This window comes from Collimonas sp., assembly GCF_035566375.1.
Lineage (GTDB): Bacteria > Pseudomonadota > Gammaproteobacteria > Burkholderiales > Burkholderiaceae_D > Collimonas.
In genome coordinates, this window is sequence record NZ_DATMRK010000018.1 from 1 (window position 1) to 25,940 (window position 25,940).

Genomic DNA, 25,940 nt, shown 5'->3' on the forward strand with positions numbered 1-25,940 from the left:
CGCGGTAATTTGGGTGAATGCCGTCTTTCATAATTGCCTCAATTGAGTGGTAGCCAATCAATCACTTCGTCGGTCGTCTTGCTTCTTGACCCGATTGTCGATCACTTGCCGGGGGTGGAAAACCGCAAATTATACAATAAAACCGGCCGTGGATCGGGAAAAATCAATGAAATCAGTGCCTTGGGACCGATTTTCAGTCAAATTCCAGCCATCTTGCCGTTCTGATAGCAGCCCGGGTAAATGCGTGATTCGCCCGGGCCGGCTGCGGTTTTATGCCGCCACAGCCTTTTGATTGCCGGCTTTACGGTACAAATATAATGTTGCAAACAGGCCACATACCGCTGCGGCAGTCATCCACATGCCAGGCGCACCCTTGTCGCCGGTGTATTCAATCAGGCCGGTGGCGATGGCTGGCGTAAAGCCGCCAAAAATCGCGGTTGCCAGGCTGTAAGCCAGGGAAAAGCCAGCAGTGCGCACTTCGACCGGCATGATTTCGGTCAGGGCCACCACCATCGCGCCGTTATAACTGGCGTACAGGAATGACAGCCAGAGTTCGACCATCAGCATCTTTTGGAAGGTCGGATCGGCCACCAGCCACGACAAGGCCGGATAGGCAGTCAAGATGGTGAGGATGGTAAATACCAGCAGCAGCGGCTTGCGGCCGATGCGGTCGGACAGGGCGCCCATCACCGGCAGCCAGATGAAGTTCGAAATGCCGACGCAGAAGGTAACCACCAGTGCATCGATAGTGCTGAGCTTCAATACGCTCTTGCCGAAAGTTGGCGTGTAGACGGTAATCAGATAGAACGAGACGGTGGTCATCGAGACCAGCATCATGCCGGCCACCACCAAGCCCCAGTTGTCGACCATGGAGCGCAGGATTTCGCGCACTGCCGGTTTGTGCTTGCGCGCCATGAATTCCTCGGTTTCCTGCAGCGAGCGGCGAATCACAAACAGTACCGGCACAATCATGCAGCCGACAAAGAACGGTATGCGCCAGCCCCAGTCGGCGATTTGCGCAGGTTGCAGCCATACTTGCAGGCCGAAGCCGAGGGCTGCGGCGACAATGATCGCGACTTGTTGGCTAGCCGATTGCCAACTGACATAAAAACCCTTGTTGCCGGTGGTTGCCATTTCCGACAGATAGACCGAGACGCCGCCCAGCTCAACTCCGGCCGAAAAGCCTTGCAGCAGACGGCCGATCAATACCAGCAGTGGCGCCGCATAGCCGATGCTGGCGTAACCAGGCACGAAGGCGATCAGCATGGTGCCGAGCGCCATCAGGGCCAGAGTGGTGATCAGGCCCTTGCGGCGGCCGACCCGGTCGACATACGCACCCAGGATGATGGCGCCCAAAGGGCGCATCAGAAAGCCAGCGCCGAAAGTCATGAAAGTCAGCATCAGCGATGCAAATTCATCGCCGGCCGGGAAAAAGGTTTTTGAAATGTAGGTCGCGTAAAAGCCGAACAGAAAAAAATCGAACATCTCCATGAAGTTACCGCTGGTAACTCGTAGAACGGTGCTGAATTTCGATTGGCTGGATTGAGTTGTCGCCATGATGTGTCGTTGGGGAAGGGAGGGAGGTTCGCCAGCATAGCATTTAACCAGAAGTCCGTTTTCAGGTTATCTATTGTCAGAAACTATTATTGACCTTGTGCAATATGAACGACCTGGGAGACGCCGCAGCCATCGAGATGGCAACGGCGTGCAGGCTCACAACTCAGCGGCTTCGCATGGCGCTGGCAGCTTGCGATTTGCCGTATTGTGCGGCGCGCGCAACATGGCAAACGATATCAGCGCGGCCACTATGGTCAGGCCGGCTAGAACATACAACGTGGTGTGGAAGGCATCGGCGTAGACCGCTGTCAGCATGGCCAGATCGGCTTGCGGCGCCAGCGTCGTCGCATGGCTGAAATCACCGGCAGCCATGTCATTGGCGATGGCGGCAATTGTGGTGTCGGCAAGCGCGCCTTGCTGACGCAGGCCGGACTGCATCAGCGCCATCAGCGTGGCGCCTACCGCCGCCAACGCGATTGCTTCGCCAGCCAGACGCATGGTGGAGAAAATACCCGTGGCCATGCCGGCGCGTTCTTTCGGCACCACGCTGATCGATAGATCATCCATCAATCCCCAAGGCAGGCCGGTGCCGACGCCGATCAGCAGCATCGGCCAGATTACCGCCATTGACTGCTGCCCGAGCGGTATCGCCGCCAGCCACAGCAAGCCAAGCGCGGCGGTCACCAGGCCCAGCGCCGACAACAGTCCGGATGAAACATGCCGCGCCAGCACACCGGCTACAAACGGCACGATGGCCATCGGTGCCGATAGCGGAATCATCATCATGCCGGCCTGGATTTCGCTATAACCTTCGACCCCGATAAAACCGATCGGCAGCACGATCAGCAGCACCACGAAGCAGACCGCAGTCGCCAGCGGCAGCAGCTGCACGCCGATAAAACGTGGATAGAGGAATAGGGACAGCTCCAGCATCGGCCGTTCCTGATGCAGTTCAATCCAGATAAATGCCAGCAGCAAGGCCGCAGCGCTCAGCAGCAGCGCCAATACCGGCACGCTGGCCCAGCCTGATTGCGGCGCCAGTGTGATGCCGAAAATCAGTAACGACAAGGCGGCGGTAAAACTCAAGGTGCCCCACCAATCGATGCCACGCGCATGCGGGTCGCGTGTTTCATGCATGCGCGGCAGGCCAAAGACCAGTACCAGCATGCCGATCAGCGCGCCGGTAAAAAAGATAGCGCGCCATCCCAGCGCTTCGATCAGGAAGCCGGACCAGATCGGCCCGAACGCCAGCCCGACGCCAAAGGTGGTGCCCAGCAGGCTGAAGGCCCGGGTGCGGGCGGCGCCCTCGAACTCCTGCGCTAGCGAGGCGGCGCCGCCCGCCATGGCAAGCGCGGCGGCAACCCCCTGGGCGCCACGCAGCAAGTCGAGCAGCAGCAGGTTGGGAGCTAATGCAGTTATTAACGACAGCAGTGTGAAGCCGACCACGCCGGCGCGAAAAATCCGTTTGCGTCCGAGCTGATCTGCCAGCGTACCGGCCGCCATCACGCAACTGCCGAACGCCAACACAAAGGCATTCACCACCCACGCCAGCGCTATCGGGCTGCCGTGCAGTTCGCGCGCAATCGCCGGCGTGGCGACTGCCGGCCCGGTAAAACTGAGCGGCATCATCAAACCGGCCAGGCAAACCGCAGCCAGGATTATCGTTTTGTTTTTGGCGTCGCTGCTGTCACTGCTACGCGCTGTTGCGGTGGGGATTGCTGACATGTTGGAGTCCTTATGTGTCTTTTCAGATGTTGTAGCCGCCGTCAATGGTGAGCGCACTACCGGTAATGAAACGGCTCTCTGCGCTGGCCAGATAGGCAACCAGGCCAGCTATGTCTTCACCATTGCCGTAGTGGCCGAGCGCCATCAACGCCCGCAGGGAATCTGCACGCGCGCCGTCGGCGGGATTCATGTCGGTATCGATCGGTCCCGGCTGGACCAGGTTTGCCGTGATGCCGCGCGGCCCGAGATCGCGGGCGATGCCCTTGGTCAGGCCGATCAATGCCGATTTGCTCATCGCATACAGGGCGCTGCCGGCGGCCGGCACGCGTTCCGCATTGCAGCTGCCGATGGTGATGATGCGGCCGCCATTTTCCATATGCTGAGCTGCAGCCTGGGCGCCGGCGAACACTGCACGCACATTCACCGCGATGATGCGGTCGAACTCTTCGAGGGTAAATTGATCCAGTGGTTTCCAGTAGCCGATGCCGGCATTGCTCACCAGGATGTCGATACGACCCAGTTCCTGTACCGTGCGCTGCACTGCTGAGACGGTCGCGTGAGGATCTGCGCTGTCGGCGGCCAGCGCCAGGCCGCGTCTGCCGGCGGCATGGATGGCGTTGACCACGGCATCGGCCTTGCCGGCAGAGCTGACATAAGTGATTGCCACATCCGCACCTTCTTGCGCCAGCCGTTGCGCGATCGCAGCGCCGATTCCACGGCTGGCGCCGGTGACCAATGCTACCTTCCCAGTTAACTTAGACATCGTGTTTCCCTATTTAAGTAATGATCGTTATATAATGTTGGCTGACCACAGTTGTTGCTGTCAAGTTATTTTTTAACGATTGTTACAAAATTGAATTGGATTATGCATGGCCGAACGAGGACGCCCGCGCAGCTTTGACCGCGAAGCTGCGCTGCGGCAGGCAATGGAAATATTCTGGGAGCGTGGTTACGAAGGGACGTCGCTGGCAGACCTGATGGCAGCGATGAATATCAATGCGCCCAGTTTATATGCCGCATTCGGCGGCAAGGAAGCGCTGTTCCGTGAAGCGGTGACTTATTATCGCGACACCGACGGCAGCGCCACCGGCGAGGCCCTGCGCCAAGGTCCGACCGCGCGTGCGGCAGTGGAAGCGATGCTGATGACGGCCACCACCGTGCTCACCTTGCCGGGCAAACCGACCGGCTGCCTGGTGGTGCTGGGAGCCACCAACACCACGCCGTCGAACCGTCCGGTGGATGTGTTCCTGCACGAGATACGGCTGGCTTCAGCGCAAAGTATCCGCAAGCGCCTGCTGCAGGGTATAGCCGATGGCGAATTGCCAAAGGAAACCGACATCAATCAGTTGACCGCCTACTTTACTACCGTGCTGCACGGTATGTCGTTGCAAGCACGCGATGGCGTCACGCAGGCGGCGCTGCAGGGAGTGGTGCGAACGGCGATGCTTATCTGGCCCGCGCCCGCAGCAGTCAAGCGTGTACGAACTCGATCGGCGGCCTGAAGATAAGGGTAATGAGAAATGTCATCCCGCATACGAAAAAAAGTCTGATCCATTTGCATGGATCAGACTTTTTCGGTTAGCGGTCGAGATGATCGTCAGCCGGCAGAATCAACCTTGATCAGCCGCCGCGTCGCATCATGTCGAAGAACTCGGCGTTGTTCTTAGTTGACTTCATCTTGTCGAGGATGAACTCCATCGCTTCGATTTCATCCATGCTGTACAGCAGCTTGCGCAGCACCCAGATTTTTTGCAGCTGGTCAGGTTTGATCAGCAATTCCTCGCGGCGGGTGCCGGACTTGTTCAGGTTGATCGCAGGATACACGCGCTTCTCGGCGAGGCGGCGTTCCAGATGTACTTCCATGTTGCCGGTACCCTTGAATTCTTCGTAGATCACGTCATCCATGCGGCTGCCGGTTTCGATCAGGGCGGTAGCGATTATGGTCAGCGAACCGCCTTCTTCGATGTTACGGGCGGCGCCGAAGAAACGCTTCGGACGCTGCAGCGCGTTAGCATCGACACCACCGGTCAGCACCTTGCCGGAAGCCGGGATCACGGTGTTGTAGGCACGCGCCAGACGGGTAATCGAATCCAGCAGGATCACCACGTCTTTTTTCATTTCCACCAGGCGCTTGGCTTTTTCCAGCACCATTTCGGCAACCTGGACGTGACGCGTAGCCGGTTCGTCGAAAGTGGAGGCAACCACTTCGCCGCGCACCGAGCGCTGCATTTCCGTCACTTCTTCCGGCCGTTCGTCGATCAGCAGCACGATCATCACGGTGTCAGGATGGTTAGTCGTGATGGCATGCGCAATGTGCTGCAGCATGACCGATTTACCCGATTTCGGCGAAGCCACCAGCAAACCGCGCTGGCCTTTGCCGATAGGCGCGATCATGTCGATGATGCGGCCGGTGATGTTTTCTTCGCCGCGCATGTCGCGTTCCAGCGGCAGCGGTTTGTTCGGATGCAGCGGCGTCAGGTTTTCAAACAGGATGCGATGTTTCGACGCTTCCGGCGATTCGCCGTTGACCTTGTCGACCTTGACCAGTGCGAAATAGCGCTCGCCGTCTTTCGGCGTCCGCACTTCACCTTCGATCGAATCGCCGGTGTGCAGGTTGAAGCGGCGGATTTGCGAAGGCGAAATATAAATGTCGTCGGTAGACGCCATGTAGCTGGCGTCGGGCGAGCGCAGGAAGCCAAAGCCGTCAGGCAGGACTTCGAGGGCACCATCGCCAAAAATCTGTTCTCCTGATTTCGCGCGCTTTTTCAGGATCGCGAACATCAGTTCTTGTTTGCGCAAACGCGCTGCGTTATCGATGTCCAGGCCGATTGCCATTTCTAGCAGGGCGGAGACGTGTAACGCCTTTAATTCAGATAAATGCATAGGTATGAGTGTCCCGGGATGGGAAATATTGGGTGGGGGAGGGAACTGCGTGGTGTAGTTAGTAAAACACAAGCGGCGATGCGGGCGCACCGCCGCGATTGTTATTAGATATTGCTGTCGATGAACGAAGTCAGCTGACCCTTGGCCAGCGCACCGACTTTTTGTGCCGCCGGGACGCCGTTCTTGAACAGGATCAAAGTTGGGATGCCACGGATGCCGTGCTTGGCAGGTACTGCCTGGTTGGCGTCAACATCCAGTTTGACGATCTGCAGCTTGTCGCCGTATTCCTTGGCAACTTCTTCCAGGATCGGGGCGATCATCTTGCATGGACCGCACCATTCGGCCCAGAAATCGACCAGGACAGGTTTGTCGGATTTGAGTACATCTGCTTCAAAAGATGCGTCGGTAGTATGTTTAATATGTTCGCTCATGGTTTCCTCAGTGTGAGGGAAAAAGAATCAATGTGTGCCAAGACGACTTACCATTCCTGCTTGGTGGTTGCCAGCGGCGTTCCCTATTCTAGTGAATATCTGGGGATGCCGTGCGCGAATTCAAGTTTCTGTGGGTGCGGTAAGAGGTATTGCGGCGGGATATTCGCTAAATCATAACCGATTTTAATAAAAAGTGTGGCCCATGTAATTATTTTGATCTTGTTTTTTCAAGGCCTCGCATAAAATGACAGGTAATCTGTTGCAAAAATGCGAGATCATCCCATCCCCAAGCGGGGCGGCCGGAGCCGTTCCCCTCAGTGAGCCACATGCCATTAAAGTCCATACAAATTGTGCCTTCTGCCAACTTCTGGCCGGATGCCGCACGTGCCTTGCTGGCTGCCTGCCGCGAGGCCAGCGGCGGCCAGAACCAGCGCGATTTCGCCGATTGGCGCGTGGTGTTGCCAACCTTCGCCCATGCGCAGCCGCTGAAAGCGGCCATGAATGCGGAGCTGGGCGGGACTTTCGTGCCGCCGCAATTCTTTACCCTGTCCGGCTGGCTGGCGACCTTGCCGCCGTCACCGAATGTGCTGCCCGCCAGCGAGCGGCTGATGCGCTTGTATGCCGAATTGCGCCAGCACGGCTGGTTGAAAAAATTATTTACCGCGCGCCGCAATACCGATCTGCTGCCGCTGGCGCAAACACTGTTAGCGTTATCAGGCGAGTTGACACAAGCTTTGCTGCCGGCGTTGCATGCCGATGCTGCCAGCGATCCGGAGCAACGCTGGCAAAGCGCGTTGGAACAATTGTCGCCGGATGCGCGCAAATTATTGTCGGATGAAACGCAACTGGTGTGGTCGATCTGGAAAAGCCAGCTGGACGCCGATGATGCGATCGCGGCGCGTTTCGCGCAAATGCAGCAGGTAGCTGCAAGCGCCAGCCTGCCACTAGTTTGGATCAGCTCGGTGGCGCCGGAGCCTTTGGAGCAAGCTTTTCTCGACACCTACGCCAGGCGCCAGCAAGTGCTGACGATCACGCTCGATTGGCGTGCGCAAGCACTGCAGTCGACCTATAGGCTGGCGTGGCCGGAGATGGTGGAAGCGTCGACCGATGAAGAGAGTCCTGATGTCACAGCTACCGATCATGCGTTGCCGACCGAGCTGGCACTTTGTGCAGCCGGCAGCGTCGAAGACGAAGCGGTGCAAGGTGCGCAGACGGTAATCAATTGGCTGCAGTCGGGCAAAACCAATCTGGCGATTGTGGCCCAGGACCGGGTTGTGGCGCGGCGCATTCGCGCCTTGCTGGAACGTGCGCAGATTCATGTGGCCGACGAAACCGGCTGGAAATTATCGACCACCCGTGCCGCCTCCGCGATTGCCGCCTGGTTCGATGTGGTCACCTCCCGCGGCGAAACCACGGCCCTGCTCGATCTGCTGAAATCGCCGTTTGTATTGAACGAAGCGCCCAGCGATCTGTTGCACGATGCGCAGGACAGCGTCGCCAACAAGTCGGCGTTAGTGATGAAAATAGAGCTGCTGCTGCGGCGCGCCAACGTGCTGGGTGAATGGCGCACCGTGATCAACGCCTTGAATGCCGCGCCGGCGGAGCAAAAGGCGGTGAGCTTGCTGGCGCAGCAAGCCGCTTTGTTCAGCGGCCGCAAGAACTTGCGCGATTGGATCGCCACCACCACATCGGCACTGGATAAGTTAGGCGTCAGCGCGGCGCTCAGCGCGGATTCGGCCGGCCTGCAGATCTTGCAACTGCTGCAGAATATTGCGCCGCCGGCTAATGATTTTGCGGCATTATTTTCCTTTTCGGAATGGCGCGCGCTAGTCAATCTGCAACTCGACGACACCAGTTTCATCAGCGCCATCAATGACCGCCGGGTGGTGATGCTGCCGCTGAACGGCGCCCGTCTGCGCAGTTTCGATGCGGTGCTGATGGTCGGCGCCGATGCCGATCATCTGCCGTCGCAACCGCAAGAGACGTTGTTTTTCGCCAATACCGTGCGGCGCGAGCTGGGGCTGGCAACACGCGAAAGCCGCCAGCGCCAGCAATTGCGCGATGTGGTCGAACTGCTGGCGATGAATCCGCAAGTGGTGCTGTCCTGGCAGGCGCATAAGGATGGCGAACCGAATCCGGTCAGCCCCTGGATCCAGCGCTTGCAACTGACCTTGGCGCGTGCTGCTGCGCCCGAGCTGCAAGAACGGCGCATGACGATTGCCGCGCAGAGTTTGCAAGCTACACCTTCGCTGATGCCAGCGCCGGCGGCGCCGCAGCTGACGCCCACTCGACTGACGGCCAGCGCCTACAACAGTTTTATCGCCTGTCCGTATCAATTTTTTGCCAGACGCATGTTGGGCCTGGCCTCGCTGGACGAATTATCCGATCTGCCGGAAAAGCGCGACTACGGCGGCTGGCTGCATGAAATCCTGGAGACTTATCACGAAACCCTGCGCGATCAGCCATGTCCGGCGAATCAGAGGGAATCTTTGCTGATCGATATTTCAAAAAAAATATTCGACGGCATCATCGCCAAAAATGCTGCAGCCCTGGGCTATTACTCGCGCTGGCAAAAAGTGATTTCTGCCTATGTAGTCTGGGCTAATGAACACGAAGCTCAGGGCTGGTCTTTCGTATTCGGCGAACAGGCTTATGAAAAGACTATGCAGCTGGCAGATCGCGAACTGACGCTGCACGGCCGGATTGACCGGATTGATGAGAACAACACCGGCGAGCGCGCGGTACTTGACTACAAGACCAACAATCTGGTCGCGCTGAATAAAAAGCTGAAAGACCATGAAGATCATCAATTGGCGTTCTACGGGTTGCTGTCGGATCGCCCGGTCGCGGCGGCGCATTACGTGGCCTTGGAAACTACTAAAGACAAGGTCGGCGACGTGAGCGCACCCGATTATGACGAAGCGCAACGTGCTCTGGCGGCGCAGATTGCCGTCAATGTGCAAGCGATTGCGCGTGGTGTAGGCTTGCCCGCCAACGGAGTTGCATCGGTTTGCCAGTATTGCGATGTACGTGGCTTGTGTCGCAAGGGAGCATGGGAATGAATCAAACCATGCAAACTTCCGTAGCGAGCGCGTATCGGATGAACGGCGCGGTAGTCGACACCCAAAGCTTTACCAATGCCGCCTGCGATCCCCGGCATTCGGTGGTAGTGGAAGCCTGCGCCGGCAGCGGTAAAACCTGGTTGCTGGTGGCGCGCATGTTACGGCTGTTGCTGGCCGGCGCCGCGCCATCCGAGTTACTGGCGATTACCTTCACCCGCAAGGCTGCGCAAGAAATGCGCGAGCGCTTGCTGGAGTTGCTGCACGACCTGGCCTTGCAGCCGGACGCCAAAGTACGCAATCTGCTGCTGGAGCGCGGTATCGCGCCGCAAGACCTGATGCATGTGTTGCCTGCGGCGCGTAATCTGTATGAGCGGGTACTGGCCAGCCCGCAAAGTTTGTCGATCGATACCTTCCATAGCTGGTTCGCACGGCTGCTGCAAATTGCGCCGCTGGCTTCCGGCGTGCCGCACGGTTATGCGTTGACCGAGAAAACCGGCGAATTTCTGGCTGACGCTTATCTGCGCTTCATGCAATCGCTGAACGATGAAGAGAATGGCCAGATCAAACAGGATTTGCTGGCGCTGTATCAGCTGGTCGGCGATTTCAGCACCAGAAAATTGCTTAATGCGTTCATCGATAAACGTGCCGAATGGTGGGCCGTGATCCAGCAGGGCGTGGATGCACCGCTGGAATGGTTGCGCAAAATGTGTGGCGAAGACGCCGAAATCGACGCTCGCCTGTCCTTGTGGGACGACACCAGATTCCTGTCCGAGATCAAACAGATTGCCTGGCTGTTGGGGCAGGGTTCGGCGACCAATCAGAAGCGCGCAACCGCGATTGAAATGGCGCTGACCGCAGGCGCCACGGCGGATAATTTCGACGCACTCTGCCATCAGTTTTTCGACGATGCAGGAAAACCGCGCAGTAACGGCAAGGCCAAGGATTTTCTGAAAGTGCTGGAGAACAGCCTGGGCGGCAATGCGCTCGATGCTTTTGATGCGCAATTCGTTGCAACTGGGGACGCGCTCAAGTTGCTGCGCAAACGCAGCCACGAACGCAGCGTGCTCAGTTTGAACCAGCATTTGTTCAGCGTCGGCAACGCCTATCTGGAATGCTATCAGGCGCTCAAGGCAGAGCAGCGCGTGTTCGATTTCGCCGATCTGGAATGGCAGGCATATCGCTTGCTGACTAATCCCGACAGCGCAGCCTATCTGCAAAGCCGGCTCGACAGCCGCTACAAGCATATTCTGCTGGACGAATTTCAAGACACCAATCCGCTGCAATGGAGCATCGTGCGCGCCTGGCTGAGCGCCTATGGCGAAGACGCCGGCCAGCCCAGCGTGTTTGTGGTGGGCGATCCGAAGCAATCGATTTACCGCTTCCGCCGCGCCGAACCGCGGGTCTTCGAAGCCGCGCGCAAACTATTGCAGGAGCAGGGCGCTACGGTGTTGCAAGCCAATCAAACCAGGCGCAACGCCAGCGCGATCATAGAAGTGCTGAACGCCAGCTTCTACGCTAATCCGCTGTTTTCTGCGCAAACCACGCTGGGCGAAGTCGGTGGCGAGGTCTGGCGTTTGCCTTTGATCCAGCAAGTGGAGGATGAGGCAGATGAGGAGGCAGAAGAACAGGCGCAGGGTTTGCGTAATCCATTGACCACCGCGCGTGAGGAGTCGGAAGATGCGCGTCGCCGCGACGAGGGCAAGCAATTGGCGCAAGCTTTATGGCGCGCCAGGCAAGAACTGACCGTGCGGCAGGAGCATGGCAGCCGCGTGTTGCGCTGGTCGGATGTGATGCTGTTGGTAAAAAAGCGCAGTCATCTCGGCGCCTACGAAAGCGCGCTGCGCGAAGCTGGCATACCGTTCATGTCCGATAAGCGCGGCGGCTTGCTGGAATCGCTGGAAATTTCCGATCTGATTGCCTTGCTGACTTTTCTGATCACGCCGGACGATGCGCGGGCATTGGGCCATGTGCTGAAATCGCCGATCTTTGGCGCCAGCGACGACGACCTGATCGCCCTGGCGCAACGCAGCGAGCGCGGTTGGTGGGCGCGCTTGCGCGCTGCTTCGGCGGATCAAAGCGCCGCACCCGCGCTGCAACGCGCAACTGCACTGCTGGAAGAATGGTTGCAAGCCGCGCCGCGTTTGGCGGTGCATGATCTGCTTGACGTGATTCTGCATCGCGGGCAATTGCTGGCGCGCTATGCACAGGCGGCGTCGCCTTTGTCGCGCAGCCAGGCCATAGGCAATATCGAGGCCTTCGTCGAGCTGGCGCTGAATATGGATGCGGGCCGCTATCCCAGTTTGCCGAAATTTATCGACGCCTTGCGCGGCTTGCAAAACGCCGCCGGCGGCGACGCCCCTGACGAAGCCAGTATCGACGCCGCCACCGATGCGGTGCGGATCCTGACGGTACACAGTGCCAAAGGGCTGGAAGCACCGGTAGTGGTGCTGCTCGACGCGAATCACAGCAAACCGGCGCGCGACGACTACGGCATCTTGTGCGACTGGCAGCAGGACGAGGAAGCGCCGCGGCACTTTTCCGCCTTCGGCAGCAGCGCTGAACGTGGTGCTGCACGCGATCTTTTGTTTGCGGCTGAGGAAGGTTTCAAGACGCAGGAAGACTGGAATCTGTTATACGTCGCAACCACTCGCGCCAAGCAGTTGCTGATCATTAGCGGCGTCGCCGGCCGGAGCGGAGGTGTGACGGACGACAGCTGGTATGCACGGCTTGAGCATGTGCCAGAGGCGAGCTTGGATGCAGGCGCGGAACACGCTGCCGCTGCCGCTGATGCAGACGCCCAACGATTCGAGCAAGAGATATTCGATCCGCCGCAATTGCCGCCGCCCGTGGTTGCCGTCGCCGCGACTTTCGATAACCAGGCGATCGCCGAAGGCATCGCTTTGCACGGCTTGCTGGAGCGAGTTACCCAGCATGGCCAATGGCCGGTGCTGCTGCCGGAGGCCGAGACGATTGCGCGCTGGCTGCCGTGTCCGCCAGCATTGGCAAAGCTGGTCAGGCAGCAAGCGCAGACCATTCTGGCGCAGGTCGAACTGGAACATTTCTTTAATCCGGCCATGCATCTGCACGCACGCAATGAAATGGAAATCATCGCCGACAACGCCGTGCTGCGTTTTGACCGCGTGGTGATCTTCGAGGAAGAGGTGTGGATCCTGGATTACAAGCGCAATCTGCTCGATAGCGAGCGCGCGGCTTATACCGCGCAGTTGCGTGGCTATCGGCAGGCGGCGCAGGCAGTGTTCACGGATAAACGCTTGCGCACGGCCTTGCTGACAGTAGATGGGCGTTTGTCGGAAATCGACTAGCCGTTAAAAAGCCCTTATTTCCTGAATGGAGATAAGGGCTTTTTCAGATCACGGCTAGCGCGCAATCAACGATGGTGCGGCGCTGCGTATTTCTTTTCCAGCCGGCCCACCAGTGTCGCCAGGATCATGGTCATGGCGAAATAGACCACCGAAATCGTGATGTACGGTTCCCAATAACGCGAATAGGCTCCGGCCACGGTCCGTGCTGCGTAAGCCAGCTCGGCCAGGCCGATGGCCGATACCAGTGACGAATCCTTGAGCAGGGTGATCGCTTCATTGCCGAGCGGCGGCAGCATGCGGCGAAACGCTTGCGGCAGCACCACGTAACGCATGGTCAGCTTATAACCCATGCCGAGACTAGACGCCGCATAAGACTGGCCGCGATCGATCGATTGGATGCCGGCACGGAAAATCTCCGAAATATAAGCGCCGGCGTTCAAGGACAAGGCCACGATGCCAGAGATGAAGGCGCCGTAATCCTGCTTGATGGTGCGCGCCAGTTCACCCGAGATCAACAAGCCATTGTCTTGATGGATCAGGACCGGCATCACAGCAAAGTGAATCAGCAGGATCTGTACGAACAGCGGCGTGCCGCGAAAGAAGGCGACATAGAAGCTGGCCAGCCCCTTCAACAGGCGGAACGGCCATTTCCACGGACCGTGCTTGATCTCGGCCAGACGCAGCATGCCCAGCAACAAGCCCAGGATGGTGCCGATGATGATACTGATCACGGCGACCTGAACCGTCATGAAGAAGCCCTTGACGAATAGCGGCGCGTAGCCTTGTATGATGCTCCAGCGAAAATCCATAAGTGTATTGAGAAGAAACGGTGTGACGGGCTGAGTGGACATGTAATCCGGCTGCCCGGGTTACACAAGAAGCTACTGAAATTTAGCGCGAAATTATATCGTAGTTGCCGCAGACCGCCAAAAACAGGCGGTCTGCTGGGGATTTACAGCTAATTATTTAGCGCTGCCAAAGTACTTCTCGTTAATTTTGGCAAAGCTGCCGTCAGCCTTGACATCTGCCAGGCCCTGATTGATTTTAGCCAGCAGCTCGGTATTGCCTTTGCGTACAGCGATGCCATAGTATTCCTTGGGGAAGCTGGCATCGGTCACTACGCGGAAGCTGGCGGATGGATTGTTGGTGATGTAGTTCCTGACTACAGGATCATCGGCCACCACGGCATCGACACCACCGCTTTCGAGTTCTTTCAAAGCCAGCGTGGTCGAATCGAAGCGCTTGATGCTGGGGTTGTTCTTGCCCACCAGGTTTTGGACTACTTCGTCGCCGGTGGTCGCGCTTTGCACGCCGATTTTCATGCTTTTCAAGTCATTGAACTGCTTGACCGAGGTATTGCCTTGCGGGACGGCGATCAACTGGCTGGCTTCGAAATACGGCGCCGAAAAATCTACAGTCTGCTTGCGCTCATCGGTAATCGTGATGGCTGAAATCAGCAGGTCGCGATCACCCTGGGCCAGGAAATTGAAGATGCCTTCGAACGGCGTCGGAATGAATTTCACTTCGATGCCGATTTTTGCCGCGATCGCTTTCATCAAATCGATATCGAAACCGACCACTTCCTTCTTTTCGTTCTCGGCGGAAAACGGTGCATAAGCCGATTCAACCCCGACCACGTAAAGACTCTGTTTGGCGGCAGCCGCCGGCGCTTCTTCTTTCTTACTACAGGCGCCGACTGCCAGCAGGCTCATGCTGAGAGCGCACAGCGGCAGATAGCGGCTTAACATTTTTTTCATGGTGTTCTCGCAAAAATAAATCGGGTAGTGAGCTTGCGACCGGGTTATATTTTCTCGTCAGCGAAATATTTCTTGTATATCCGGTCTTGTGTACCGTCCGCCTTGATTTGTTCCAGACCGTGGTTGAGCTTGGCCAGCAGTTCAGCATTGCCCTTCTTGACCGCGATACCGTAGTACTCTTTCGGGAAACCCGGATCGTTGACGATGCGGAAATTCTTGCCTGGATTGTTCTTCACGAAATTGGTGACGACGCCATTGTCGCCAACCACGGCGTCGACGCCGCCGCCTTCCAGTTCTTGAAACGCCAGCGGCATCGATTCGAAACGCTTGACGCTGGGGCTGTTTTTACCGACCAGGTTTTGTGCGGCTTCATCGGCGGTGGTGGCGCTCTGGACGCCGATTTTCATCGACTTCAGATCTTCGAATTTAGCGACCTTCGAATTCGACGGCAACACGATCAGCTGCTTGGCCACGAAGTAGGGCTCGGAGAAATCCATGGTTTGACGGCGTTGGTCGTTGATCGTGATGGTGGAAATCAAGATGTCGCGGTCGCCCTGGGCCAGCGCGTTGAACAAGCCGTCGAATGGCGTATTGACGATTTTGATCTTGATGCCGGCCTTGTCAGCCACGGCTTTCATGATCTCGACATCGAAACCGACCAGTTCTTTTTGTTCGTTCTCGGAGGCGAAGGGGGCGTAAGCGCCATCGGCGCCGACCACGTATTCAGTATTTGCTGCGTTTGCTGCATTTGCAGTCACCGCAGATTTGCCATCCTGTTTGCCACATCCCGCCAAAACCGCAAGTGAGCAGAGCAATGCCAGAGTCAGTGCCGGCAGATATCGTTGTTTCATGTTCTCTCCCGGCGGTTATTTGGACGTCTCGGCAAAATACTTGGCGTAGATCTTGTCGTAAGTACCGTCGGCCTTGATCGCCGCCAGTCCCTTGTTAACCTTGGCCAGCAGTTCGGCGTTACCCTTCTTGACCGCGATGCCGTAGTACTCTTTAGGGAAGGCCGGATCGGAGATGAAACGGAAGCCTTCGGATGGATTGTTCTTGATGTAGTTCTTGATGACGCCATTGTCAGACACCACCGCTTCGACGCCGCCGCCTTCCAGCTCTTTCATGACCAGCGTCGCCGATTCCAGGCGTTTGATGTTGGGGTTACTCTTGCCCAATTCCTTTTGCACGATCTCATCGCCGGTGGTAGCGCTTTGCACGCCCACTTTCATGCTCTTCAAGTCGGCAAATTTTGTGACCGTCGAATTTTTCGGCACCACGATCAGCTGATTGGCTTCGAAGTAGGGCTCGGAGAAATCGACGGTCTGCTTGCGTTCGTCGGTAATCGTGATGGCCGAGGCCAGCAGATCGCGGTCGCCCTGCGCCAGGAAATTGAAGATGCCTTCAAACGGCGTGTTGACGAACTTGATCTTGAAGCCGCCCTTGTCGGCGATGGCGTGCATGACGTCGACATCAAAGCCGACGATTTCCTTTTGTTCATTCTGATACTCGAACGGTGCAAAAGTCGCTTCGGCGCCGACCAGGTATTCGGTCGGGGCAGGCGCTGCCGCCGTTTTCGGTTCTTGCTTGCCGCAAGCTGTCAGCGACAGAGCGAGTACGCACAAACCCAGATTGAAAATGCGTTTCATTGAGTATCTCCTGTAAAAATCGGTCGAGTGTTCCAGTTCGCATCGCAATCAAAACCGTTGCTCAAGAACGCTAACCGCTGGCGGTATTTCGCCTCAAGTCAAAGCGCCTCAAGTCAAAGATTGCGATACTAGCAATGTTGTGTGGAATAAGCCGCTATTTTAGATTCATCTATGCAAATAACAATGATTTATATAGATGCGTTGCAGATAAGTGATACCTGCGGGGTTCGGCCACCGCAAATGCGGTGATAGGATTTTTTACGCTAAGCTGCTTGACCCTGACGTCACGTGAGGTTTCAGAATCAATCGGCGCTTAAGAAAAAAGGAGCAAGACTATGTTGTTGCGAGTAGGTGAATTGGCCAAACGCTGTGGCCTGACGGTCAGGACCCTGCATTACTACGACGAAATCGGCTTGCTTACTCCTTCGGCGCGTTCCGACGCCGGCTACCGGCTATACAACCGCGACGACATCGCCCGCTTGCATCAAGTGCAAGCACTGCGGCGTCTGGGGGTATCGCTGACCGAGATCGGAGCCCTATTGACCCGGCCGGAGCTGTCTCTGGCGGCCGTCATCGAACAGCAGATCCGCATGCTCGACGAGCAAATCGCCCAGTCAGTCCGGCTGCGCGACCGTTTGTCCGGCTTGCGCCAGCAGTTCATGGCGGGAGAAGAGCCGGAACTGGCCGAATGGCTGACAACGATGGAGCTGATGACCATGTACGATAAATATTTTACCCAGGAAGAACTCAAGCAATTGCCGTTTTACCAGGCCGATTCGGCCCGGCGCCAGGAGTGGGCTACGCTGGTGGCGCAGGTAACGGCGCTGATCCAAGACGGAACGCCGGCCAGCAGCGAGCAGGCGCAAGCGCTGGCGGTGCGCTGGATGAATATGGTGGAGCGCGATACCTTGGTCGATCCGGCCTTGTTCGCCAAACTCCGGCTGATGCACGAGAACGAACCGGAAATGCAGGAACAGACCGGGATTTCGCCGGCCATGATCGCCTATGTGATGCAGGCCTTCGCCGAGAGCAAGCTGAAGGTGTACCAGAAGTATCTGTCACCGGCCGAATTTGCCTTCGTGCGCGCCAACTATGGCAAGCGCATGCAGGAATGGCCGCCGCTGATTGCCGCTTTGCGCAAGCAGATGGACGACGGCGCCGCGCCCGGCGATCCAGAGCCGCAGCGCCTGGCGCAGGTCTGGATGGAGTTGTTCCGCTCCTATGCGGGGGATGACCCCGTAACCCAACAGAAAATCCGCAACGCCATGACGCAAGAGCCGAGCTTGTCCAGCGGCACCTGGATCAACGAGGCATTGCTGGCCTATCTGCGGCAGGCGCTTGCCATTCTTAAGCCGGCATCTTGAGATAGGACCACGCTGCCGCCACCCGGACCACGGATGGTGGCAGTTTTTTATTGCAGGCTCTTGAACGCTTTCGACAGCGACAGGATCTCGCCGGTGGCGCTGCCGTCGTAGCCGCTGAGCTGATCGACTATTTCGCGGAACGAGGTGGATTGCAAGATGCCGATGACCTGCTGCATCAGCGGCTCTTTCATGGCGGCAGTCGAGAGGGCAAAGAAATAGCGCTCACGGATCAGCGGGATGAAATCCAGGCCGAAGCGCTGGGCGGCAGTCTGCACGCCGAAGCCGACATCGGCCATGCCGCTGGCGATAAAGGCGGCAATCGCGGAGTGGGTGAATTCGGCAGTTTCGAAACCGTCGATAGCAGTTGGCGACAACCCTTGCTCGGACAGCATCAGCTCCAGCAGCATGCGGGTGCCGGAACCCGGCTGGCGATTGACGAACAGCACGCCCTGGCGGCTCAAATCGGCCAGGCCTGCGATGTTTTTCGGATTGCCCGGCGCCACCATCAAGCCTTGATTACGCACCGCCAGGTGAATCAGGCAATGCTTGTGTTTATCCAGCCAATGACCATAACTGGCCACCGCCGCCTCTTCGAATTTCCCCAAGGGCACATGAAAGCCAGCCAGGTCGCATTCCTGCCGCGCCAGCGCCGCCACCGCATCGGCGCTATTGCGATAGCGCAGATCTACCGGCAGATGGCGTTCATTCAGCTGATTCAGCAACGCGGCGACGGCGAAACCGTGGCTGGCGTTGAGGCGGATCACAGGTGGCTGGCTGCTTACCGCTTTGCTCAGCTCGCCTTCCAGCTCCGACGCCAGGGTTTCCAGCGTCGGCGACAAGCGCGCCGCGATGCGGCGATCGGCCCAGATCAGTTTTCCCGCCAATGGCAGCAAGCGGCTGCCGCGCCCGCGCCCGGTTTCTACCAAGGGATGGCCGAACAACTGTTCAGCATCACGCAGCAAGCCCCAGGCATGGCGGTAAGAGCTGCCGATTTTTTTGGCAGCGTTGGCGATGGAGCCGGTTTCCTGGATCGCGCTGAGCAAGGTCAATAACACAGCGGTATCCAGCGGCGGCTCGGCGTCGCGCGAGATTTCCCAATGTGGCTTGATTTTGACTTTATACATTATGCAAAATATAGCCTATTGAGTAGGCAGCTCACCAGTGATATTTTGCATGCTTATAAACGATATATAGGCGACATATATGCGATATATCCGTTGGAACAAAAATATTTTCTATAAGAACTATATGTAACTAATTACCTATGGTACATATAAGCCTTTTTATTTCCGGGGGGAAAAGTGGGATTTCTAGATAAAGAACGGACCATTGCAGGTCCAGGTTTCAACCGCTGGCTGGTGCCGCCGGCGGCGTTGGCAATTCATCTATGTATCGGCATGGCCTACGGTTTTTCAGTGTTCTGGCTGCCGCTGTCGAAGGCAATCGGAATCAAGGAATCGCTGGCCTGCTCCAAGGACATGAGTTTCCTTGCGTCAATATTCGCAAGTACTTGCGATTGGAAGATTTCGATGCTCGGCTGGATCTATACGATGTTCTTCGTATTGCTGGGGGCATCGGCTGCCATCTGGGGCGGCTGGCTGGAGCACGTCGGCCCGCGCAAGGCCGGTTTTGTCGCCGCCTTGTGCTGGTGCGGCGGTTTGCTGATCTCAGCCTTAGGCGTCTACCATCATCAGATCTGGCTGATGTGGCTAGGCTCCGGCTTGATTGGCGGCATCGGTCTGGGACTAGGTTACATTTCCCCCGTATCGACCTTGATCAAGTGGTTTCCGGATCGGCGCGGCATGGCGACCGGCATGGCGATCATGGGTTTTGGCGGCGGCGCGCTGATCGGCAGTCCGTTGGCCGACAAGCTGATGAAGTATTTTGGTAGCGCTACCTCGGTCGGCGTCTGGCAGACCTTTGTGGTCATGGCTGTGATTTATTTTGTGTTCATGATGGCCGGCGCCTTCGGTTACCGGATTCCGCCTAGCGGCTGGAAACCGGCTGGCTGGACGCCGCCTGTAACCAACGGCAACGCCATGATCACCCAGAATCACGTGCATGCCAGCAAAGTCTGGGGCATTCCGCAATTCTGGCTGATATGGTTGGTGCTGTGCCTCAACGTCTCGGCCGGTATCGGCGTGATCGGCATGGCGTCGCCTATGCTGCAAGAAATGTTCGGCGGTCACCTGCTCGGCGCCGGCACCAAATTTACCGAATTGTCGCTTGAGCAAAAAAGTGCGATTGCAGCGATTGCCGCCGGCTTTACCGGCTTGATCAGTCTGTTCAATATCGGCGGCCGCTTCGTCTGGGCGTCATGCTCAGACTATATCGGTCGAAAAATGACGTATGTGGTGTTCTTTGTCCTCGGCTTCGTGTTGTATGTGAGCTTGCCTTGGTCGGGCGCGACTGGCAGCGTAGCCCTGTTCGTGATCGCGGTTTGCCTGATCCTGTCGATGTATGGCGGCGGCTTTGCCACGGTGCCGGCCTATCTTGCCGACCTGTTCGGGACCCAGATGGTGGGCGCGATCCATGGCCGCCTGCTGACTGCCTGGGCGACTGCTGGCATCCTCGGACCGGTAGTGGTGAACTACATGCGCGAATATCAAATCTCGCTGGGCATGCCGCGTGAGTCTGTCTACAACACCACGATGTATATCCTGGCCGGCATGCTGGTATTGGGTTTGTTGTGCAATCTGATGCTGAAACCGATTGCTGAAAAACATTTCATGACGCCGGAAGAGCTGGCGCGTGAAAAGCAACTGGCGCATGAACAGGCTTCAGTCAACGGCGGCGCTGTGCTGGCGTCTGAAGTGATGGCGAGCATCGGCAGCGGCGGCAATCCGGCGGCGCTGTGGTTGTCGTGGGCGGCGGTGATCATTCCTCTGGCTTGGGGGATCTCGATCACTTTGCAAAAATCGGCAGTATTGTTTAAGTAAGACTTAGGTAGGGCTTAAGTAAGGCATGAAGGGACAGGGCTTGAGAGCCAGTACAGGTGAATTGCCCTGTCCCAGGCAGGCAAGATGTTGTCGTAAAAACGCATGCAGTAAAAGTATTAACGGATTAGTGTAGGGGCTCAAGACGCACCGTTGTGCGCCGGTCAAGGTGCATGACGTCATAATAAAAACATCCAATCCGCGCACCTTTTGTAGTACCGAATACCGGTAGGAGACTGTCGTGAAGATGCACATCAAGCAAGGCGCTCAAGTTTCGCAAGCTGTACCGTCGCAGCCATCTGTCGACCTCGATCAGGTCAATGCCATTATTCAAAAATACCAGACAATGCCCGGCGCCATGCTGCCGGTCTTGCATGCGATCCAGGACGCGCTCGGCTACATACCGCCGTCGACGGTACCTTTGATTGCCGATCAGCTGAATCTGTCACGTGCCGAAGTGCATGGCGTGATCAGCTTCTATCACTACTTCCGCCAGCAACCGGCCGGGCGCCACATAGTGCAGTTGTGCCGCGCCGAAGCTTGTCAGGCGATGGGCGCAGACGCACTGGCGGAGCACGCCAAGGCCGCACTCGGTTGCGATTTCCATGGCACCAGCAGCGACGGCCAGTTCACCCTGGAGCCGGTGTATTGCCTGGGCCAATGCGCCTGCGGTCCGAACATGCAGATCGACGACGATCTGCATGCGCGCGTCAGCAACGACAAATTCAACCGGTTGCTGCGCGCCAAGCGAGGTGCGTTATGAGTACCGCTATTACCGTCTACGTGCCACGCGATTCCACCGCACTCGCTCTCGGCGCTGAGCAAGTCGCCGCAGCAATTGTGCAACAGGCGCAGCAGCGCGGATTGGCCATCAATCTAGTGCGCAACGGTTCACGCGGCATGTTCTGGCTGGAACCGCTGGTTGAAGTGGCAACCGCCGCCGGCCGCATCGGCTACGGGCCGGTCGAGCCGGACGACGTGGCGAGCCTGTTCGACGCCGATTTCCTGGCGGGCGGCCAACACCGTCTGGCTCTCGGCCTGGTCGAAGAAATTCCCTATTTGAAAAATCAGGAGCGTCTCACCTTCGCCCGGGTCGGCGTCACCGATCCGTTGTCGCTGGACGATTACCTGGCGCATGAGGGTTATGCCGGTTTGCGGCGCGCCCTGGAGCTGCCCAGTGCGGCAGTGGTGCAAGAAGTGCTGGATTCCGGTCTGCGCGGCCGAGGCGGCGCGGCTTTCCCGACCGGCATCAAATGGAAGACGGTGCTGGGCGCGCAGAGCCAGCAAAAATACATCGTCTGCAACGCCGACGAAGGCGACTCCGGTACTTTCTCGGATCGCATGGTGATGGAAGACGATCCTTTCATGCTGATCGAAGGCATGACGATTGCGGCGCTGGCGGTCGGTGCCAGCCAGGGCTACATCTATGTCCGCTCGGAATATCCGCATGCGATCGCCGCGCTGAACCAGGCAATCAGCACGGCCAACAGCCATCACTATCTCGGCGAGAATATCCTTGGTTCGCCCCATACCTTCCATCTGGAAGTACGCAAAGGCGCCGGCGCTTACATCTGCGGCGAAGAAACCGCCTTGCTCGAAAGTCTGGAAGGAAAGCGCGGCGTGGTGCGCGCCAAGCCACCCCTGCCGGCGATCGAAGGTTTGTTCGGCAAACCGACCGTGATCAATAACGTGATCTCGCTGGCCTCGGTACCTATCATCCTGGCGCGCGGTGCGGCCTTCTACAAAAATTATGGCATGGGGCGCTCGCTCGGCACTTTGCCGATGCAATTGGCAGGTAATATCCGGTATGGCGGCCTGGTCGAAAAGGCGTTCGGCGTGACCTTGCGCGAATTGCTGATCGACTTTGGCGGCGGCACCGCCAGCGGCAAGCCGATACGCGCAGTGCAGGTGGGTGGTCCGCTGGGGCCGTATCTGCCGGAATCGCTGTTCGATACCAAGCTCGACTATGAAGCCATGGCCGCCGTTGGCGGCATGCTGGGCCATGGCGGCATCGTGGTGTTTGACGATAGTGTCGACATGGCCAGGCAGGCGCGTTATGCGATGCAATTCTGCGCGATTGAATCCTGCGGCAAATGCACGCCTTGCCGCATCGGCTCGACGCGCGGTGTGGAAGTGATCGACAAGATCGTCGCCGGTCGTGCAGACAAGATTCAGCAAATTCATTTGTTGCGAGATCTTTGCGACACCATGATCAACGGTTCCTTATGCGCAATGGGCAGCATGACGCCGTTGCCGGTATTGTCGGCACTCGATCATTTTCCCGAAGATTTCGCCAGTGGCGCGGTCGACAAGGCCGCCTGAAAGCGCACATAACCAACACCACCCACGTTCCATCGGAACCAGGAGCATGTGATGAATCAGCTTAACGAATTCGACTACGGCACACCTGCCAGGCAAGCCGAGCAATTGGTGACACTGGAAATCGACGGCGTCAGCGTCGCAGTGGCGGCCGGCACTTCCGTCATGCGAGCCGCAGTTGAAGCCGGCATCAACGTCCCGAAATTATGCGCCACCGATAGCCTGGAGCCGTTTGGTTCCTGCCGCTTGTGCCTGGTCGAAATCGACGGAAAAAAGGGTTATCCGGCGTCTTGCACCACGCCATGCGAGCCCGGCATGAAAGTCCGGACCCAGACACCCAAGCTGGCCGATATCCGGCGCGGCGTGATGGAGCTGTACATCTCGGACCATCCGCTGGATTGCCTGACGTGCCCCACCAATGGCAATTGCGAACTGCAGGATATGGCGGGCGTGACCGGCTTGCGCGAAGTCCGCTATGGTTACGACGGCGAGAATCACCTGAAGATGAAAAAGGATGAATCGAATCCTTATTTCACCTACGATCCTTCCAAATGCATAGTCTGCAACCGCTGTGTGCGCGCCTGCGAAGAAACCCAGGGCACGTTCGCGCTGACGATCGACGGCCGCGGTTTTGAATCGCGGGTCTCGGCCGGGCAGATGCAAGACTTCATGGATTCCGAATGCGTCTCCTGCGGCGCTTGCGTGCAAGCCTGCCCGACCGCGACCCTGACCGAAAAGACCGTGATCATGATGGGCCAGGCCGAGCACAGTGCGATTACTACCTGCGCCTATTGCGGCGTCGGCTGTTCGTTCAAGGCTGAGATGAAGGGCAACGAAGTGGTGCGTATGGTGCCGCACAAGGACGGTCAGGCCAATCATGGTCATTCCTGCGTCAAGGGCCGCTTTGCCTGGGGTTACGCGACGCACAAGGATCGGATCACCAAGCCGATGATACGCAGCAAGATCAGCGATCCGTGGCGCGAAGTATCGTGGGACGAAGCGCTGACTTATGCCGCCAGCGAATTCCGCCGGATCCAGGCCAAACATGGCAAGGATTCAATCGGCGGCATCACTTCCTCACGCTGCACCAATGAAGAAACCTATCTGGTGCAAAAACTGGTGCGTGCCGCGTTCGGCAACAACAACGTCGATACCTGTGCTCGGGTTTGTCATTCTCCTACCGGCTACGGCTTGAAACAAACACTGGGCGAATCGGCCGGCACCCAGACTTTCGATTCGGTCATGAAATCGGACGTGATCATGGTGATAGGCGCCAATCCGGTCGCTGCGCATCCGGTGTTTGCCTCGCAAATGAAGCGGCGCTTGCGGCAAGGCGCCAAGCTGATCGTGATCGATCCGCGCACCACCGAGATGGTGAAGTCGCCGCATGTACAAGCCGATTACCATCTCAAGCTGCGGCCCGGCACCAACGTCGCCTTGATCACCGCGCTGGCGCACGTGATCCTGTCGGAAGGCTTGCAGAAAGAAGATTTCGTCGCCGAGCGTTGCGACCAGAAATCGTATGCCGACTGGAAGGAATTCGTACTGCGGCCGGAGAATTCGCCGGAAATGACGGCCGCTATCACCGGTGTCCCGGCAGACCAATTGCGCGGCGCGGCACGCCTGTTTGCTACCGCAGGCAACGGCGCGATTTATTACGGTCTCGGCGTGACCGAACATGCGCAAGGTTCAACCATGGTGATCGGCATCGCCAACCTGGCGATGGCAACCGGTAACGTCGGCCGCGAAGGCGTCGGCGTCAATCCCTTGCGTGGCCAGAACAATGTCCAGGGTTCCTGCGACATGGGTTCGTTTCCGCATGAATTGCCAGGCTATCGCCACGTTTCGGACAGCACCGTGCGCGGCGAGTTCGAACAAGCCTGGGGCGTCACCCTCAGCCCCGAGCCGGGTTTGCGGATTCCGAATATGTTCGATGCCGCGCTCGACGGCAGCTTCATGGGCCTGTACTGCGAAGGCGAGGACATCGTGCAGTCGGACCCAAACACCCAGCACGTCACCGCTGCATTGGCCGCGATGGAATGCATCGTGGTACAGGATCTGTTCCTCAACGAGACTGCCAAATATGCCCATGTGTTCTTGCCGGGATCGTCGTTCCTGGAAAAGGACGGCACTTTCACCAATGCCGAACGGCGCATCTCGCGGGTGCGCAAAGTGATGCCGGCCAAGGGCGGCAAGTCGGATTGGGAAGTCACAGTGGCCTTGTCCGAGGCGCTGGGATATCCGATGAACTACCAGCATCCGTCGCAGATCATGGATGAGATCGCGGCACTAACGCCTACTTTCCACGGCGTCAGCTATGCCAGGCTGGAGCAGCTGGGAAGCATCCAGTGGCCATGCAACGACGCCGCGCCGGAAGGCACGCCTATCATGCACATCAAGCAGTTTGTGCGCGGCAAGGGCAAGTTCATCAATACCCAATACTTTGCCACCGATGAAAAGATCACGCAGAAATTCCCCCTGATCCTGACTACCGGGCGGATCTTGTCGCAATACAATGTAGGGGCCCAGACCCGGCGTACCGAGAATGTCGAATGGCATAGCGAGGATCGGCTGGAGATCCATCCGCACGACGCCGAGGACAGAGGCATCAAGGATGACGATTGGGTCGGCATCGAATCGCGCGCCGGGCAGACCGTGCTGCGCGCTACGGTGACCGAACGGGTGCAGCCGGGCGTGGTCTACACCACCTTCCATTTCCCGGAATCGGGCGCCAATGTGATTACCACCGATAATTCCGACTGGGCTACCAATTGTCCTGAATACAAGGTCACTGCGGTGCAGGTCATGCCGGTCAGCCAGCCGTCCGCATGGCAGAAGCAGTTCAGTCGCTTCACCGAGCAGCAGTTGAAGCTGTTGCAGGGGCAGACTGGGCATGCGGCCGAGGCAGCGGTCAGCAAATAACAGCGCAAAAAAAGG

Annotated in this window: 18 protein-coding genes; 8 read left to right on the plus strand and 10 right to left on the minus strand. The window is 57.8% G+C overall.

Annotation, left to right across the window (positions count from 1 at the left end; genetic code table 11):
- Positions 1 to 270 precede the first annotated feature (270 nt).
- The 3 genes from tcuC to VNZ60_RS04700 form a co-directional block, all read right to left on the minus strand.
- On the minus strand, positions 271 to 1,557 hold the full coding sequence (tcuC, locus tag VNZ60_RS04690; protein ID WP_325657266.1) for an MFS transporter: 1,287 nt from the start codon (positions 1,555 to 1,557) through the stop codon (positions 271 to 273).
- A 156-nt stretch (positions 1,558 to 1,713) separates the two neighbouring features.
- The gene (locus tag VNZ60_RS04695) at positions 1,714 to 3,282 is read right to left on the minus strand and encodes an MFS transporter (RefSeq protein WP_325657267.1); all 1,569 of its coding nucleotides are present in this window, start codon (positions 3,280 to 3,282) and stop codon (positions 1,714 to 1,716) included.
- A 22-nt stretch (positions 3,283 to 3,304) separates the two neighbouring features.
- On the minus strand, positions 3,305 to 4,045 hold the full coding sequence (locus VNZ60_RS04700; protein ID WP_325396711.1) for a 3-oxoacyl-ACP reductase family protein: 741 nt from the start codon (positions 4,043 to 4,045) through the stop codon (positions 3,305 to 3,307).
- A gap of 106 nt (positions 4,046 to 4,151) precedes the next feature.
- On the opposite strand from VNZ60_RS04700, the gene VNZ60_RS04705 reads away from it, so the two are divergent.
- A complete protein-coding gene (locus tag VNZ60_RS04705) occupies positions 4,152 to 4,784 on the plus strand; it encodes a TetR/AcrR family transcriptional regulator (RefSeq protein ID WP_325396710.1) in 633 nt (210 codons plus the stop codon).
- A gap of 118 nt (positions 4,785 to 4,902) precedes the next feature.
- Here VNZ60_RS04705 and rho read toward each other — a convergent pair whose 3' ends face one another.
- Together rho and trxA are read right to left on the minus strand one after the other, a co-directional pair.
- A complete protein-coding gene (gene rho, locus VNZ60_RS04710; protein WP_061532391.1) occupies positions 4,903 to 6,165 on the minus strand; it encodes a transcription termination factor Rho in 1,263 nt (420 codons plus the stop codon).
- A gap of 104 nt (positions 6,166 to 6,269) precedes the next feature.
- Entirely contained in the window at positions 6,270 to 6,596 is a 327-nt protein-coding gene (trxA, locus tag VNZ60_RS04715) for a thioredoxin TrxA (RefSeq protein ID WP_325393033.1), read from the minus strand.
- 326 nt (positions 6,597 to 6,922) lie between these two features.
- Here trxA and VNZ60_RS04720 point away from each other — a divergent pair, with 326 nt between their 5' ends.
- Both VNZ60_RS04720 and VNZ60_RS04725 read left to right on the plus strand, forming a co-directional pair.
- Positions 6,923 to 9,658, plus strand: a complete 2,736-nt coding sequence (locus tag VNZ60_RS04720) for a PD-(D/E)XK nuclease family protein (protein WP_325657268.1) — start codon at positions 6,923 to 6,925, stop codon at positions 9,656 to 9,658.
- A complete protein-coding gene (locus tag VNZ60_RS04725; protein WP_414648775.1) occupies positions 9,649 to 12,981 on the plus strand; it encodes a UvrD-helicase domain-containing protein in 3,333 nt (1,110 codons plus the stop codon). The genes VNZ60_RS04720 and VNZ60_RS04725 overlap by 10 nt, the downstream gene beginning before the upstream one ends.
- Positions 12,982 to 13,046: 65 nt before the next feature.
- Here VNZ60_RS04725 and VNZ60_RS04730 read toward each other — a convergent pair whose 3' ends face one another.
- The 4 genes from VNZ60_RS04730 to VNZ60_RS04745 all read right to left on the minus strand — a co-directional run bounded on the left by VNZ60_RS04730 (position 13,047) and on the right by VNZ60_RS04745 (position 16,384).
- Complete coding sequence (locus VNZ60_RS04730) at positions 13,047 to 13,790, minus strand: amino acid ABC transporter permease (protein WP_325657316.1); 744 nt, start codon at positions 13,788 to 13,790, stop codon at positions 13,047 to 13,049.
- Between the two features lie 153 nt (positions 13,791 to 13,943).
- On the minus strand, positions 13,944 to 14,738 hold the full coding sequence (locus VNZ60_RS04735) for a basic amino acid ABC transporter substrate-binding protein (RefSeq protein WP_325657270.1): 795 nt from the start codon (positions 14,736 to 14,738) through the stop codon (positions 13,944 to 13,946).
- Positions 14,739 to 14,782: 44 nt separating this feature from the next.
- The gene (locus VNZ60_RS04740) at positions 14,783 to 15,589 is read right to left on the minus strand and encodes a basic amino acid ABC transporter substrate-binding protein (protein WP_325657271.1); all 807 of its coding nucleotides are present in this window, start codon (positions 15,587 to 15,589) and stop codon (positions 14,783 to 14,785) included.
- A 15-nt stretch (positions 15,590 to 15,604) separates the two neighbouring features.
- Positions 15,605 to 16,384, minus strand: a complete 780-nt coding sequence (locus VNZ60_RS04745) for a basic amino acid ABC transporter substrate-binding protein (protein ID WP_325657272.1) — start codon at positions 16,382 to 16,384, stop codon at positions 15,605 to 15,607.
- 335 nt (positions 16,385 to 16,719) lie between these two features.
- Between VNZ60_RS04745 and VNZ60_RS04750 the strand changes: the two genes are divergently transcribed.
- Entirely contained in the window at positions 16,720 to 17,748 is a 1,029-nt protein-coding gene (locus VNZ60_RS04750; RefSeq protein WP_325657273.1) for a MerR family transcriptional regulator, read from the plus strand.
- A 47-nt stretch (positions 17,749 to 17,795) separates the two neighbouring features.
- Here the strand turns inward: VNZ60_RS04750 and VNZ60_RS04755 are convergent, their stop codons facing one another.
- Positions 17,796 to 18,872: a substrate-binding domain-containing protein gene (locus VNZ60_RS04755; RefSeq protein ID WP_325657274.1), complete on the minus strand. Its 1,077-nt coding sequence runs from the start codon at positions 18,870 to 18,872 to the stop codon at positions 17,796 to 17,798.
- Between the two features lie 177 nt (positions 18,873 to 19,049).
- Here VNZ60_RS04755 and VNZ60_RS04760 point away from each other — a divergent pair, with 177 nt between their 5' ends.
- The 4 genes from VNZ60_RS04760 to fdhF all read left to right on the plus strand — a co-directional run bounded on the left by VNZ60_RS04760 (position 19,050) and on the right by fdhF (position 25,925).
- Entirely contained in the window at positions 19,050 to 20,687 is a 1,638-nt protein-coding gene (locus VNZ60_RS04760) for an OFA family MFS transporter (protein ID WP_325657275.1), read from the plus strand.
- A gap of 244 nt (positions 20,688 to 20,931) precedes the next feature.
- Positions 20,932 to 21,447 (plus strand): formate dehydrogenase subunit gamma, encoded by a 516-nt coding sequence (locus tag VNZ60_RS04765; protein ID WP_325657317.1) that lies wholly within the window; start codon positions 20,932 to 20,934, stop codon positions 21,445 to 21,447.
- Positions 21,444 to 23,006, plus strand: coding sequence for a formate dehydrogenase beta subunit (locus VNZ60_RS04770; RefSeq protein ID WP_325657276.1), 1,563 nt, complete (start codon positions 21,444 to 21,446; stop codon positions 23,004 to 23,006). The genes VNZ60_RS04765 and VNZ60_RS04770 overlap by 4 nt, the downstream gene beginning before the upstream one ends.
- Positions 23,007 to 23,057: 51 nt before the next feature.
- The gene (gene fdhF, locus VNZ60_RS04775; RefSeq protein ID WP_325657277.1) at positions 23,058 to 25,925 is read left to right on the plus strand and encodes a formate dehydrogenase subunit alpha; all 2,868 of its coding nucleotides are present in this window, start codon (positions 23,058 to 23,060) and stop codon (positions 25,923 to 25,925) included.
- Positions 25,926 to 25,940: the final 15 nt, after the last annotated feature.

Bases quoted from the DNA above. Each gene is read 5' to 3' on its own strand.
- VNZ60_RS04705 (WP_325396710.1), top strand. From the start codon at position 4,152: ATGGCCGAACGAGGACGCCCGCGCAGCTTTGACCGCGAAGCTGCGCTG.
- VNZ60_RS04720 (WP_325657268.1), top strand. From the start codon at position 6,923: ATGCCATTAAAGTCCATACAAATTGTGCCTTCTGCCAACTTCTGGCCG.
- VNZ60_RS04695 (WP_325657267.1), bottom strand. From the start codon at position 3,282: ATGTCAGCAATCCCCACCGCAACAGCGCGTAGCAGTGACAGCAGCGAC.
- tcuC (WP_325657266.1), bottom strand. From the start codon at position 1,557: ATGGCGACAACTCAATCCAGCCAATCGAAATTCAGCACCGTTCTACGA.
- VNZ60_RS04755 (WP_325657274.1), bottom strand. From the start codon at position 18,872: ATGTATAAAGTCAAAATCAAGCCACATTGGGAAATCTCGCGCGACGCC.
- VNZ60_RS04750 (WP_325657273.1), top strand. From the start codon at position 16,720: ATGTTGTTGCGAGTAGGTGAATTGGCCAAACGCTGTGGCCTGACGGTC.
- VNZ60_RS04765 (WP_325657317.1), top strand. From the start codon at position 20,932: ATGCACATCAAGCAAGGCGCTCAAGTTTCGCAAGCTGTACCGTCGCAG.
- VNZ60_RS04735 (WP_325657270.1), bottom strand. From the start codon at position 14,738: ATGAAAAAAATGTTAAGCCGCTATCTGCCGCTGTGCGCTCTCAGCATG.
- fdhF (WP_325657277.1), top strand. From the start codon at position 23,058: ATGAATCAGCTTAACGAATTCGACTACGGCACACCTGCCAGGCAAGCC.
- rho (WP_061532391.1), bottom strand. From the start codon at position 6,165: ATGCATTTATCTGAATTAAAGGCGTTACACGTCTCCGCCCTGCTAGAA.
- VNZ60_RS04740 (WP_325657271.1), bottom strand. From the start codon at position 15,589: ATGAAACAACGATATCTGCCGGCACTGACTCTGGCATTGCTCTGCTCA.
- VNZ60_RS04725 (WP_414648775.1), top strand. From the start codon at position 9,649: ATGGGAATGAATCAAACCATGCAAACTTCCGTAGCGAGCGCGTATCGG.
- VNZ60_RS04700 (WP_325396711.1), bottom strand. From the start codon at position 4,045: ATGTCTAAGTTAACTGGGAAGGTAGCATTGGTCACCGGCGCCAGCCGT.
- trxA (WP_325393033.1), bottom strand. From the start codon at position 6,596: ATGAGCGAACATATTAAACATACTACCGACGCATCTTTTGAAGCAGAT.
- VNZ60_RS04730 (WP_325657316.1), bottom strand. From the start codon at position 13,790: ATGGATTTTCGCTGGAGCATCATACAAGGCTACGCGCCGCTATTCGTC.
- VNZ60_RS04770 (WP_325657276.1), top strand. From the start codon at position 21,444: ATGAGTACCGCTATTACCGTCTACGTGCCACGCGATTCCACCGCACTC.
- VNZ60_RS04745 (WP_325657272.1), bottom strand. From the start codon at position 16,384: ATGAAACGCATTTTCAATCTGGGTTTGTGCGTACTCGCTCTGTCGCTG.